This window comes from Phycisphaerae bacterium (assembly GCA_041652575.1).
GTDB lineage: Bacteria > Planctomycetota > Phycisphaerae > Sedimentisphaerales > UBA12454 > UBA12454.
Genome location: JBAZHC010000001.1, coordinates 206,473 through 220,603, shown reverse-complemented (window position 1 = coordinate 220,603; position 14,131 = coordinate 206,473). Strand labels below are relative to the sequence as shown.

The window sequence follows — 14,131 nt, the reverse complement described above, 5'->3', positions numbered from 1 at the left end:
CAGATAAAAACAAGAAACAAGGCAGCATTATGAAAACAAAATCAAAATTAAGCACAGTTAAACTGTGTAATGAGGCCCGCCTTTTTGCTGAGCGTGAATCCAGACATAATGAACCGCTTATTTTCGGTGTTACCGACGGCAAGGCTGTTGGCACTTACTTTGAACATAAATTCGGAAGTTACCTGTCTGATAAATACGATTTTACCCCTGGCAATTCAGCAGCGGGTATCGACTTCCCACAATTGAACGTTGATATGAAAGTTACCAGTATCAGGCAGCCACAGTCTTCCTGTCCATATAAATCTGCACGTCAGAAAATTTTCGGGTTGGGTTATTCACTGCTGGTTTTTGTCTATGACAAAACAGATAACGAAAAACTTAAGACTGGTCAACTAAGGATTTTACATTCCATATTTGTAGAAAAAGAAAAGACTGGTGATTTCCAGACCACCACAGGGCTTCGTAAAATAATCCAAAACAAAGGAAATGCTGATGATATTATAGCTTTTCTAAATGAAAGAATGCTGCCGGTGGACGATATTGAAGCCGAAAAACTGGCTAAAGAGCTTATTAAAAATCCGCCCGACATCGGTTATTTGACTATCTCAAACGCGCTTCAATGGCGGCTTCAATATCGGCGTATTATTGAACAGGCCGGGAAAATAAAAGGAATTTACAAAGTCCGATGACAACAAATACCGCAAAAGGCAAAAAAAGAATTGAATTGGGGGATTGGCAGACTCCGCCTGATTTAGCAGAAAAAACCTGCCGGCTGCTTCTGGATGCCGGAGTTTCTCCTGCCTCGATAATAGAACCTACCTGCGGCAAAGGTAATTTTTTGTTTGCCGCAATGGAAATATTTCCATCGGCAAAACAATGTTTCGGTCTTGATATATCAGGCGAATATTTGCCCGAAGTCCTTAGAAAAATTGAGCCGTTTAAAAAGCATCTCGCAGCTACAATAACACAAGGCGACTTTTTTTCTTTCGACTGGCAAAAACAGATTGAGTCGATGCCCGACCCTGTTCTTGTTATTGGCAATCCCCCCTGGGTTACAAATTCAGGCATCGGCAGTCTCGAAGGGAAAAATCTTCCCAAAAAATCAAACTTTCAGAATATGAAAGGATTGGATGCTGTCACAGGCAAAAGCAATTTTGATATATCAGAGTGGATGATTATCAATATGCTGCAACATCTCAAAACACGTCAGGCCTGTCTGGCAATGCTCTGCAAAACTGCCGTTGCACGCAAAATATTGCTATATAGCTGGAAAAACGGCATTCCGCTGGAACAGTGCAGCATATATAAAATAGATTCACGGCAGCATTTTAATGTTGCTGTGGACGCCTGTTTTTTTGTTGTAAGGCTGGGACAGAAAAAGCCGATTCTTAATTGCAGAATTTACGAAGAATTAACCCCCAATTCTCCCTGCCGCCTCGCTGCTTTGGGAAGTAATCGTATTATATCAGATATGGTTCTGTATGAAAAGTGGAAACACCTAATAACAAATCAAGGTGAGCCTTTTAAATGGCGTTCAGGCATCAAGCACGACTGCGTCAAAGTTATGGAGCTTAAAAAAGCAGGTAATTATTTCTTAAACGGATTAGGCGAGCAGGTCGAGTTGGAAGACGATTATCTTTTCCCAATGCTTAAAAGCTCCGATTTGGCCAATGGCGAAATTGAAACTATCAACCGTTATATGCTCGTGCCGCAGCGATTTATTGGAGAACAAACTAACATTATTAAACAAAATACGCCAAAAACATGGGGATATCTGCAAAAACACGTTGACCTGCTAGACAAAAGAACAAGTATTATATATCAAAACAATCCTCAATTTTCTATTTTTGGCGTTGGCGATTATGCCTTTGCAGATTTTAAAATCGCCATCTCCGGCTTCTATAAGAATATACGTTTTCGCCTTATAAGCCCGTATAATGGCAAGCCTGTTGTTTTAGATGATACTTGTTATTTTCTCAGTTGTTGTTCTGAACAGCAGGCAGTCGTTCTATACGAAATTTTATCATCGGAAACAGCAAGAGAATTTTTCTCAGCCTATATCTGGTGGGATTCCAAACGGCCAATTACTCTCGAACTGCTGAATATGCTGAGCATTACCAAACTCGCAGATGTTTGTGGTAAAAACACCCTGCTTGAAAGTCTTTGTGAAAACACAAGCCAGCATCAATTAACAATGTTTTAATCCTGCAATTCGTCCCGTTAGAAATAAAAATTTCAAAGACACTTATTTTGCTTTTTCTGGCAGTTTCAGGCAGGACTTGCCGGACATCAGGTATCATTGACGCCTTATTTCTAACGGGATTCGAGATTGATGTAATCATACATAATATGATTGCCCATACTGGCTGTCGATGCCTGGCCGAGCGTAATTGTGTTCAGACCCTGTTTCAGTTTCCCGGCGGGAATCGTTACATAATGCAGCGCATACTTGGCGTGAATGCTTTCACGAGTCAGAGCATTGCCGCCGCTGTTGTCAGGCTGCAAAATTATCAAAGGCTCCGATTCGTCCCTGTCCGTCGTAGCTTTAGCGAAGTCGGAATTGACATAAATATTCAATTTGGCGCGATTGGACCCGGCCAAAGCAAGCGTCATCGTCGCATCTTCCGTTGGCGCTTTCTCCAGAATAAAATTAATCCGCCATTTCCACATCTGGCCCGTGATATACGGACTGTGCGCATAATTTAAAATCTTTCCCCAATTGTTCTCGGCAGTGTAATACTCAATCGGATTCGTAAACTCGGCGGCGAATATCCCGAACAGATAAGGCTCGTAATAATCTGTCCTGCCGTGCCTGAACTCCGCTGCGCTTCTGTCGGGGACGCCGATTTCCCATACGATTTTATTTCCTTTATGTTCCACGAGCCATTTCACTTTGCCGAGTTTTACCGTCTCGCCTGCGCCGATTGTAATATTATCTTTTGAATATTCTCCGACCGCCCCGTCAGTAAACGCGTACAGCGTATAATTTCCCGGCTGGACATCTTCGATTATAAAATCGCCGCGCGAATCCGCTCTTGTCCAGTACTGATAATCTTTGCCCTGAAACTGCCAATTGCCGTTTTCTTTTTCAGGCTGAGCCAAACCTATCCACGCGCCCGCCCCGCTGACAGAACTTTTCAATCTATCTTTAACGATAAATTTTCCTGTTACCGTCCCGCGTTTATCCGCCTGGTATTCGTCTGCCCTGAGCCATTTATAGGGCCATTGTCTTTTTTCCGTCAGTGCCGCAGCCTTCGCGTCCGCCCGACAGGCGTCAGGATTATTTTTATGATTAAAATACAACAGCCACGGCCCGTAGATTTTGCTCCAGGCCTGACCTTTTTTGATTGTGAAGCCTGAGCCGTTATAGTGATTTGCGTTTAGATAGATATGAATTATTCCCGCCGCTGCGGTCAGGTCGTTTTTCGTCGGGCCGTCGTTGAAGTATTCGTAACTGCCGAAGACGACCCATGCGCCGAGATTATTTTTTGTCCCTGCAAATCCGTAAGCGTCCAGTTGCCAAAGGTCCGCCGAATACATATATTTGCAGTCGAACTTGTCTTTTCTTGCGCCGGTCGTATATTTTTTTATCTCCCTGATGCCTGTCGCCGCCGCGTTTTTTTCGTCATAGTAAGAAGCCATCTGCCAGTTTCGCAACTGGTCAACGTAAATCCTGTCCAGCAGAAAATCATTTTCATCGTGCGGCATCCACCAGACCATTCGCCATTCGCCCATATTCACATCGGGATAATCCTCTGGGTGGCTAACAATCGCGTAAACGTACAATCCGGCGATACCCTGCCGTATAACAAAATGAATATCGACATCCCATGCGTGCAAATCGTTTGGCCCGTAGATTTTTTTGCAGGAAATATCCACCAGTTCCGGCGATTGACTTGTAATCGAATAAACGCAGTGCCGCGGCTTATCATAGCCTGCTTTGGTAGTCATGCTGAAGTAGATATTTTTTCTGCCGCTCTGACTTATCATCTCCTGACCGTTATATGTCAGCGATGTAATTTCAGCCGCTGCCGTATCAATTGTCGCATTGACAATTCCATTGTTAAGAATCACATTCCCGCCGATTGTGGTAAGCGTAACAATTCCGCCGCTACTTACACCCCCACCGGCAGCTATCGGGACAAGCCAGATACACAAAACAGTCTGTATTATAAGTCTGAGCATTATCAATTTCATATAGTTTCTATGATTGTAATACAACAGTACCAATGTAAAAAGCAAAAAAATAACCCCGTTTTACGGCAAATACCGCCTTTAACTTGTTACACTGAAAGACTTTATAAATAAATTACATTTTCACATATTATATCTTTTTTATTTGCTTATTTTGCTTCAAAAAGATACAATATTATCGGCCTTTGGAATCAGGCTGGGAGTCGGAGAAGATGATTATAGGTTCACGAGGAACGATTTAAGGGCAGGGATTACCTTTTAGTAATTTATTCATATCTTTTCCGCGCTTCTGTTAAATAATTTTCGCAGTTAAAATTCGTTTAAAAAAACAGAATTTTTATCTTGGGAAGGAAGAAGAAAATGAAACGTGGAGTATTTGTTTTTATTTTTGCGGTTATCGCCGCAGGAATCATATCTGCAAATGCTGCAACTTTCGATAATCTCCAGTGGTCTGTTCAGTATATGATTGACACAAGCCAGTCTGACTTCGGTCAGATACAAAGTCCGTCCCCCAGAGACAACAGAGGCCTGGCAATTTCACCTGACGGCAGGTATCTTTACGCCGGCTATAACAACGGCCCTGCAGTACGCAGAATCGATTTGACCGTCGGCGACTATATTGACGCCGCCGATATTCAGCTTACAGGCGTTCGGGGCAAATCTATCGATGTTGACGACGCGGGCAGAGTTTACTTTGCCGAAGGAACATCGATTAAGATTTACAACTCAGATTTGAGTTCGAATGTTTTTAACCTGACAGGTCTTACCAATTCTGAAGGCGTTACCGTAACAAGGCAAGGCAGTCAGCTTGTGGTTTACAACACAGACAGGGGTACAGGCGTATTACAAAAATGGCTGCTTACAGAAAGCGGCGGCTCAATCACAGACGCCTCTCTCGATGCGTCTTTCGGCACCGGAGGAAGCATCACGATAGACAAGAACGCCAGTCCGCGAGGCCTTGAAGTTGACTCTGCCGGCAATATCTGGGTCGCAGGCTACGAAGCCAATAAAGTTTATGTAGTTTCCGCTGATGGCTCGTCGTATCAGACTATTAATGGCGTCGCCGCTCCAATAGATATCGATTTCGCCGGCGGCTCCGCGCTGGTTACACAATATACGCAAAGACAAATCAGTGTATTCGACTCTGTTCTTTTGTCTCTGCAGGATACTATAACTGTTCCCTGGGCATCTCTCGAACTCGACCCTGACGGTCAGAGCGCAGGCGGAGCATTATCAGGCATAGTAATATTCGGTAATGATTTATTTGTTTCAAATGAAACCGGCCAGACCGCAGATGAAAAATCAACCTACGGCAGAACCGACGAGCAAAGCGGATTCATAGGCGATGATTTTTATACAGACTTGAATAGCGATGATAACGACCCGATTCTGCACACTGTTATCCCAGAACCGACAACTATCGCTCTGCTCGGACTTGGTATAGCGGGTTTACTGAGAAAAAAACGGTAAACAAAAGTATAAAGAAATTTTTAATAAGGAGTGGAAAATGAAGAAGTTAATCTTACTTTTAATTGTTGCGGTATGCTGTACAGCTTCGGCAACAACGTTTACAGTTTCGCCCGGCGACCTGGCTGATGGCACGACATTTGCTAATGGTCAGGGTGGTGTACCGTTTGGCTATGACCCGGATAAGCCCGCACCAAAAGGCAGTGATATAGCCGGCCCGGCAGGTTATGAAACCGGCTGTTTCTGGTCTGACGTTCAGGGTTCAGACCCGCGAAAATACACCGCTCTCAGAATGTCGCCAAAAGATATTTTCGGCGTTAGCGATGTAACCATCAGTCAGTTAACAAATATTTCATATTACACAAAAAATATGGATATCGCATTGAACGACTGGCAGTTGAAAATATATACAGAGGTGATTACAACCGGCTGGTATGGCCACCGTTTCAACTTTGTCAGGCCGCAGGCCGCTGACAACGATTGGCATCAGTATGACACACTCGGCATGGCTGTTGATTGGATTTACGGCACAGGAGCAAATTCGCATCCGGCCAATACCTATTTGGCCGATTTGTACAGCACCTACGGCGACGAAAAAATCCTGTTCATTGATATTATCGCAGGCATAAACAGTCCGGCGTATCCGGTGGACAGTTACCTGGATGGTGTGTCTATCAGTATCAGTGGCTATGAAGCAGCAAACATCAATCTTATTCCCGAACCGACAACTATCGCTTTGCTCGGACTTGGTATAGCGGGTTTACTGCGAAAAAAACAGTAAACAAAAGTATAAAGGAATTTTGAACAAGGAGAAAACAAAATGAGAAAAAAAACAATTATTTGTACGGCTGCTTTGTTGTGCCTGCTTGTGGCCGGTGCAGTGCAGGCCGATGAGTGGAGCGGCGCGACTACAGTCAGAGACGAGACGTTCTATGTTGCCTCGACAGGTCTGACACTTGGTAATTGGACAACGGTTCGCGCTGGAACAAGTTATGAAATCAGCGGATATGCGATAACAGAGGATTTCCAGATCAACCTGGAGTATCAGGCGGGTATTCTCGATAAGGATATTGCCAACCTTAACACCTATTTATACCCTGCAAACGCAGCCTTCCCGCCTGGCCACACTAATGGTACCTGGACGAAAAACTACAGTGACAATGAAGAGTATGTTTTAAATATCAACCTTGAGGGAGGGCTGATTATTTATGAATACGCTGGTCTGAAAGAGACTGTCGGCGGCACTGATATCAAGTGGACTCTCACGGCATGGCATCAGACGATACTTGCCGGCGATATTGTTGGAAATCAACTTGTGGTAGTTCCCACAGGAACATACAGGCCGTTTGTCGGTGACCCTCCTGTAAATAATGTGGAGTTATTCGATGGCAACCTGAATTGTGAGGTGCTGAGCTACACTTTCACTGGTGCCGCAGGCGATATAGGTTCAGGCAGTGTTTTGGGGGTTACTCTTGTTCCAGAACCGGCGACTATGAGCCTGCTTGTAATAGGCGGTTTACTGCTTAGAAAAAGAAAATAATTAGACCAAAATGCTTTATAAATAAAAAGGCTGTGAAATTTTTCACGGCCTTTTTTTTGTTGAAATAAGCTGAAAATATGGTATAATCCGACCCGTATTTTCAGCTTTATCACAGGAGGAATAATGGTGAAGAATATTAGCGGAGTTCTTGTTTTTGCAGGTCTTTTCCTTTTTGCGGCAAACACCTTAGCGGCAGTCGAAGACCATGTTTATTTATTTGATATGTGGTATGAGATCGAATATACAAATCCGCTCGATGACAACGATATCAATTACGGCTTTTATATTGAAGTGCAAACAGATGATACCGTCGAGCTGATTGAGTTTCTTACGCCTGCCGGAAACACTTACCAGATTCCAAATCTGGAGGACAACTGGGACGATGTTAATCAGGTATGGACAACCAGAGAATTCGATGACGATTCAGGCAACTGGAACTGGGAATATAATTCGGATAATAATGATGATTATAACGACCTGGACAGATTTGGCAACGGCACATATACTTTCAACTTCTATTATATCGACGATACAAACGAAACAACTACTGTGCGGTTTCTTGTGCCGGAAACCAACAATCCTATACCGCAGCCGATGCAGGAGCCTGAATTTATCTATCCGCAATACCGAAGCAGCATATCGTCTCCGGTAACATTGCTTTGGCAGCAATGCACAGACGCTAATACCGGCTCACTGTGGCCCTGTCTTGAAAATTTGGCAACCGGTTACGAGATTGAATCCAACTTACCCACACCCAAAAACCAGACAAGCTATGGGCCGCATACTATCGCCGCCGGTTACTGGGAGGCTGAATTGTATTTTGATAGATACTATGATATTGTAAATGACGACGGCATAGAAGCCTGCATAGGCAAGAGCAGATGCAAAACTATCTCCTTTGCCGTCGATACGCCGTGGACGGCTTACGAAGTATGGGCAGGCGATACGGATTACCAGGCCTATCCGCAGTGGTGGGAGTATTATCACAACATCGACCAGTATGATTATGTAAAGCTCGGCGAAAGCACAAACGGCAAGTCAATTACTGTCAGCGGTAATTACACATATTATGTCATAGCTTCGCATGAGCCGGTAATGGTAGATGCGGTGCAGGGTTCAAACGGTAATTATTATTACGGCGGATTATCTACCGGCGGAACATCAAATAACTGGAGCGAGATGAGAGGCGAGCCGAACGGCGTTTATACTCAGGTCGGCACTTTAGGCTTTGACGGCAGCTTCTGCGGATTTGCAAGAATTACAAATCCCGGCGATTGGACAGGACTTACTGTTATTACAAATATAAACTGTTCTGAACCGCTGGTTGGCGATTTGGACGGCGACTGCAGAGTTAACTTTATCGACTTTGCGATGATGGCGGAAAACTGGTTAAAATGCAATCTTGTCCCTCAATCCGCCTGCTGGTAAATATTTAATATTTCCAGCTCCCGGCAGAATTCGAGCTGTGATATTTTATTTTTGTTTTCCATTGAATTTTGCGAAAATACATCTATCCTGATTACATTGAAATAACAGTTGTGGTTCTGTATATCAGGATAGGAGAGATAGCCGGTATGGGCAAGAATTATTCGGACGACAGAGAAGGTTCTTTCTCTGACAAATCAAGCGATTACTATTTGCATCTCCTTGAAAACTCCAAAGATATAATATTTTATCTGATGAATGCAAAAACAGGTAAATTCGAATATGTAAGTTCTGCTACAACTGAAATCAGCGGTTTCACGCCTGAAGAAATAATAGAAATGGGCATGGAAGGGATAAGTAAAAGAGTACATCCCGACGACCATCGGACGGTTGAAAAAAAAATTATGGAGGTATTAGCGGATAAACTTCCGCCGAGCAATTTTGCCGGTTACATAGAACAGAGATTTAAACACAAAAAAGGTCATTGGGTCTGGTTTAGCGTTAACAGGAATTTTATAACCGGCGCCAACGGCAAAATCGAAGCGGTCGTCGGAAACATTCGGGATATCACGGAAATAAAATTACTGCAGCAAAACTTAGGGTCGTCATTGGAGGATTACAAGTCTCTATATGATAACGCTCGGGTGGCGCTGTACAGGGTACGAATCGGCGATGGCAAATTGATTGAATGCAATGAAACTCTGGTGAAACTCCTGGGTTATGAAAACAAGGAGCAATGTCTGGCAAAACATTACGCATCAAAATCTTATGCAGACCCTCGGCGCAGGGATGAACTAATGAAGCTGCTGAAAGAAAAAGAGCAGGTTGACGACTTCGAGCTGGAAACCTGGAGAGTAGATGGCTCCGTACTATGGATAAAGATTTCAGTGCGGATGTATCCTGAAAAAGGCTATCTCGAAGGCGCCATATGGGATATTACCGCCTCTAAAATATTAACACCAACTGAAAACAAAATACTCGAATTGGTAATGCAGGGCAAAAGCAACAAGGAAATCGCCTTTCAATTAAAACGCTCCATCAGGACTATCGAAGACCACAGGGCGCATATCATGCAAAAGCTGGACGCTCATAATCTCGTTGAACTGACAAAAAAAGCGATAGACTCCGGAATCGCACCAGGAAAAATTTAGAAAAAACGGTTTTTCTTCATTTTTAATAAAAAATATCTCTATGAAACATCGCTTTTAGGCAAAAAAACAAGCTTTATATTTAATCCCCGTATTTACCACAATTGTAATGTTTTAGATGCCTTCCTACAATTCAGTTCTAAAGAGAGATAAAAATTTAGAGAAGAAGCATGCCGGTGCTGCTGTGACGGGAAGAAGAGGTACTGACTTTTGAAGAAGGGAAATCGTAATTTCCCGTAAATTAAAACAGATTACATCAGAAACCTTGACTGATGCAGTCAAAAACGCTTAAATCTTTGTGTTTAGGGTTGAATGGGGTGTGTAAAAATGACTTTTACACAGGATATGCAAATTTTCGACGAAAAGGAGTGGGAAAAACTTGTTGAGGAACTTTCATTACCTCCAAGACAAAGCCAGATTATTCAGCATCTTTTTCAGGGCAAAAGCGATAAACAGATTGCCCAGGACATGGGAATAGCCCTGCCAACGGTTCGCACGCACCTTGGACGGCTTTTCGAAAAATTTAACACACAGGACCGCAGCGAACTTATCCTTTACATTATCAACTATTTTCGGCATGGCCGCGAAACTAAGGCCTATCATCATAAACAACTACATCATAATTACTGAATTGTGCAAAAACTAAATAACAATCATAATTATAAGGGTGATAATAGTTAGTGAAATTGTATGGATGAAGAGGTAGAAGTATAAAGTATTTTTTGGGGATTGGAGAAGCGAAGATGAAGAAGTTATTGAAGAGATGTACGGTAATCAGCCTGTTTTTGGCTTTCATCAGCGTCAACGGGTATGCTGTTCCAGTGACACTAATGCTTGATGTTGAAGCGGAGAGTTCGAATCCCGGTACAGTGTGGGCTAGTGTACCTATCTACACCGGCATCGATTGGAATACGGTTTACGCAAATCCGGATACGACTTATACCTGGTACCTGCCGATGTCGGAGCAATTCGAAATCAGAGCCAACAATCATCCCGAAATAGTATTGGCGACAGTTACGGGAATAAATATATCCGTTAAGGCTGACCCCATTATCGAAATAGGATTTGCGGTCGCGGCCGGCAGTTTAAAAACGTACTTTTCCTTTACTTCAGATGTACTCAGTTTTGCCCCAATGACAAATCCTGACGCGTTTGCTTATGCCTATGTAGTTCCAAATCGAGGCGATACCGTTATCGGAAATTTTGAATATGGAACCAAGGCTTACCGGGCAGTCTACAACGGCACCGGAGTATTCGCCAATCTGGTAGGCACCGCCACAGGACCTATGCAGACTTACGAAGAAACCGGCTGGCAGCAAATACCGGGAACTGTATCAAGCATCCAGTCGCAATGGTGGTTTTCTCTCAGCGCTAATGGACTGGCGACAGGCTCAGCCTCATTTGAAATAGTTCCTGAACCGGCAACTATAAGTCTTTTAGCTATCGGGGCGATTGCACTTCTGAGAAAAAGAAAATAAATAAACCGGAATATTTTATAAATAAAAAAAGGCTGTTCAGATAAGCCAGAATTCCCTCCTCCCATGGCGAGTTAGAACAACCCTTTTTTGTTTGTCGGTTGGTTTGAAATTCAGCATAACTATCTGTCAGTGTGATACCTCGATTATCTGACCTTTTTCATCACAAACAAGATTCCATTTCGGAGGCATTATAATGGAAGCCGGTGGACCAACATATCTTTTTGAGACCATCCAGCCGGTTTCCTGCTTTTCGGCATACCACTGCCAGTTTGGGTCATCTACCGTTCCTTGGCAGGAGAATATCCACGCCTTGAATATTCTGAAATCATTCGAATTTTGCCGCAGATAACTCCACCTTTGCGGAGCGAATATTAGTTCTTCAATAAACTTCCCGACTTCAATCGCACTGTTAAAATCTGAAATCAAAATTCCCCGGCTGACGATGAACTTTGAAAATGGTTCTTTTCGGGACAATTCCTTGTCAACATAATGACGTCCTGTGATATCTATGACATTTCCATCCGCCGAGACTGCAAAAAGTTCCGGAACGCTGATTATATTTGTCTCAATGACATAGATTTTATAATCCGGCAGATATTTTGACACATATCGGCTTTGAAATTCAACATATCCGTTTATCGGCGGTTCCTTGCCATCAGGCCATGTCTGCTTCAATCTTTTGCGATGCTTTTCGAGAAAGGGATTTACAAATTCGAGCCATTTGCGTCTTGCAGTTCGCCATTTAAGGGCTTCTTTAATACGATAACTAAGAAAGTCTTTGGCATTAGGGTCGGAAACCGTCACTTCGATATTTTCAGGTAAAATCAGGGCGTCCAATTTGCCTTCATCAAGCCACAGATAATAAGTAAGTTTCGGACTAAGATTTGCATCTGTTTGGTCTTTTCTCAGCAGAATATTTCGGCTGACACCTCCAACAACATCAAGTTTCCAGTCAAATTTTATTTCCTTGCCATCGAAAGACTTTGTCCGCCCATGACCGTATTCAATGATAAGCCTATGTGCCGGTGCGTTTATATCAGCAAATTTTTTCAGGGCATCATTGAATGCATTCACATCGCCTTTGTAACAGAAATACTCGCCTCCATTGACCCACCTCGAATAAACCAGTCCCGGACTCTCCGTCATCGTTTTTAAACCATTAGGCCAGTTCGGGGACAATTCAATGGGATTATCGCCAAAGTTCTCCGTTCCAAGCGCGAATACAATCGAAGAAATATTAAGAATAAACAGAAATGAAATATATTGTCTTAACCCGCACATCGCCAAGTCTCCTAAAGCAAATCATCTTACTTCATTATAATAAGAAGAATATAGGCGGCAACTTTAATATCTCCTGTTTTTGGCGGGATTTGAATTATTGTAATTCACGAAGAAATACCGCATCGCATCAATCGGATGGTCGTAAATCCCGTCTTTCAGCGGCAGTTCATTACAGCCGCCCTGCCCTGAGCTTGTCGAATGTGTCGGCGGATAATGATAACACTGCATCGCCTCAATCAATCTCCCGCATCGGGGACTTATTATCAAATTGCTTTTGCCGTCGCCGGAGCGCAGAGACCTTCTGACAAGTTCAATTCCTTCGAGAATAGAACTTCTCCTGTAACGCAGTTTCACGCCGGCCTGTCTCAGCTGGAAAACGGGACTTGTGCCGGTAACGTCATTAACGCCCGCCCCTGCCGGGTCGCAAAATGTCGCGATAACTTTATCCTCGCTGTAAGGGGTTCTGTTTTTAATCTCATCTGCGTGCGCATCGACCGTCTCTCTGCTTTTTATATATTCGTCAATAATTCTCACCGTGCCCTGCGAATCAATCTGAATCCAGAGACATACGAACGGATTGACAAAGCCAAAGTCAATCGCGCGATACAGCGGCAAATCAGAATTATATTCGACAGGCGCTATATGAATATCAGGCTCAAACTCCGCAAAGACTACATTTTCCAGCGACGGCCGCAGACACAGCATTTCAGACTCAAACGCCGCCCTGCTGCTTCTGCGCATCTGCGCTAAACAATCATCGATTTTCAGATATCCGTTTGCCTTTCTTGCCCTGCCGTGACAATCGCTGTTTAGCGGACAACAACTGCACGAGCGGTCTTTGCAGTTTTCAATCACTTCCCATACGCACCATTTGAATATCGGAACACCGGCCGAGGCGGCCTTGCCGACAAGGTCGTGCATAATTCCGAAGGGCTGATGCATTGTGCTTAAGGTTTCCATAGCACCGACTATTTTGTCTGTGCTTTTGGTAATGAATTTTGCCGCCTCGAAAATCTGCCTGTCGAACAGCTCCACTTCATCGCATCGCAGTTTCTGAATATGACTGCCCCGCACACTTGTTGCCGATTGCGTCAGCACCTCGACATCCGAACCATTCAGAAAGCAGCATTTGTTTTTGTGTATCGGTTCGGCAAGAAAATTCTCAAACCCTTCTCTTAAAAAGCCAAGCAGATAATCGTACATCCTTTGCGCCTGCGTTTCGCTGCCTGCAAGTATTCTCGTTTTACAGCCGGGCTTGAAAATACTGTCTAAAAGTGTCGCGGCAGCGGCCAAAAGAGTTTTCCCCCCGCCGCGTCCTGCCCAGACGACGCAATCGCCGCTTGCGCTGCCGGCAAAATCGCTGTTATAGCAGTGCCACAAATAATCCATCGGAGTATTATGTTCGGGACAGATTTTCACATCGCCTATATCAAGGTCCAGAAAAACTTTTAGATAATTTTTCAGGTCATTTTTTGTCCGCGGCCTTGTTCTTTTGAGCGTTTCGTAAAAACCGTTTGCCTCTGTAACACGATGTGGAGATAGAATAATACTGTTCATTGGAAATCCTCTAAAAAAATTGTAGAAAATGATGTGTATAA

At 43.6% G+C, this 14,131-nt stretch carries 12 protein-coding genes; 9 read left to right on the top strand and 3 right to left on the bottom strand.

What is annotated here, in order from left to right; all coding sequences use genetic code 11:
• The first annotated feature begins 29 nt into the window (after nt 1-29).
• Complete coding sequence (locus WC496_01050; protein MFA5291600.1) at nt 30-689, top strand: restriction endonuclease; 660 nt, start codon at nt 30-32, stop codon at nt 687-689.
• Complete coding sequence (locus WC496_01045; GenBank protein ID MFA5291599.1) at nt 686-2,203, top strand: SAM-dependent DNA methyltransferase; 1,518 nt, start codon at nt 686-688, stop codon at nt 2,201-2,203. The genes WC496_01050 and WC496_01045 overlap by 4 nt, the downstream gene beginning before the upstream one ends.
• A 110-nt stretch (nt 2,204-2,313) precedes the next feature.
• Here the strand turns inward: WC496_01045 and WC496_01040 are convergent, their stop codons facing one another.
• Entirely contained in the window at nt 2,314-4,197 is a 1,884-nt protein-coding gene (locus tag WC496_01040) for a polysaccharide lyase family protein (protein ID MFA5291598.1), read from the bottom strand.
• A gap of 357 nt (nt 4,198-4,554) precedes the next feature.
• Here WC496_01040 and WC496_01035 point away from each other — a divergent pair, with 357 nt between their 5' ends.
• The 7 genes from WC496_01035 to WC496_01005 all read left to right on the top strand — a co-directional run bounded on the left by WC496_01035 (nt 4,555) and on the right by WC496_01005 (nt 11,252).
• Entirely contained in the window at nt 4,555-5,664 is a 1,110-nt protein-coding gene (locus tag WC496_01035) for a PEP-CTERM sorting domain-containing protein (protein MFA5291597.1), read from the top strand.
• A 37-nt stretch (nt 5,665-5,701) separates the two neighbouring features.
• The gene (locus WC496_01030; GenBank protein MFA5291596.1) at nt 5,702-6,442 is read left to right on the top strand and encodes a PEP-CTERM sorting domain-containing protein; all 741 of its coding nucleotides are present in this window, start codon (nt 5,702-5,704) and stop codon (nt 6,440-6,442) included.
• A gap of 39 nt (nt 6,443-6,481) precedes the next feature.
• The gene (locus WC496_01025; GenBank protein ID MFA5291595.1) at nt 6,482-7,201 is read left to right on the top strand and encodes a PEP-CTERM sorting domain-containing protein; all 720 of its coding nucleotides are present in this window, start codon (nt 6,482-6,484) and stop codon (nt 7,199-7,201) included.
• Between the two features lie 123 nt (nt 7,202-7,324).
• Complete coding sequence (locus WC496_01020; protein ID MFA5291594.1) at nt 7,325-8,629, top strand: hypothetical protein; 1,305 nt, start codon at nt 7,325-7,327, stop codon at nt 8,627-8,629.
• 68 nt (nt 8,630-8,697) lie between these two features.
• Complete coding sequence (locus WC496_01015; protein MFA5291593.1) at nt 8,698-9,777, top strand: PAS domain S-box protein; 1,080 nt, start codon at nt 8,698-8,700, stop codon at nt 9,775-9,777.
• A gap of 324 nt (nt 9,778-10,101) precedes the next feature.
• Nucleotides 10,102-10,404: a helix-turn-helix transcriptional regulator gene (locus tag WC496_01010; GenBank protein ID MFA5291592.1), complete on the top strand. Its 303-nt coding sequence runs from the start codon at nt 10,102-10,104 to the stop codon at nt 10,402-10,404.
• 113 nt (nt 10,405-10,517) lie between these two features.
• Nucleotides 10,518-11,252 carry a PEP-CTERM sorting domain-containing protein gene (locus tag WC496_01005; protein ID MFA5291591.1) on the top strand — a complete coding sequence of 245 codons (735 nt, stop codon included), beginning with the start codon at nt 10,518-10,520 and terminating at the stop codon, nt 11,250-11,252.
• Between the two features lie 126 nt (nt 11,253-11,378).
• Here WC496_01005 and WC496_01000 read toward each other — a convergent pair whose 3' ends face one another.
• Together WC496_01000 and WC496_00995 are read right to left on the bottom strand one after the other, a co-directional pair.
• Complete coding sequence (locus WC496_01000) at nt 11,379-12,533, bottom strand: hypothetical protein (GenBank protein MFA5291590.1); 1,155 nt, start codon at nt 12,531-12,533, stop codon at nt 11,379-11,381.
• A 63-nt stretch (nt 12,534-12,596) separates the two neighbouring features.
• Complete coding sequence (locus tag WC496_00995) at nt 12,597-14,090, bottom strand: hypothetical protein (GenBank protein MFA5291589.1); 1,494 nt, start codon at nt 14,088-14,090, stop codon at nt 12,597-12,599.
• Nucleotides 14,091-14,131: the final 41 nt, after the last annotated feature.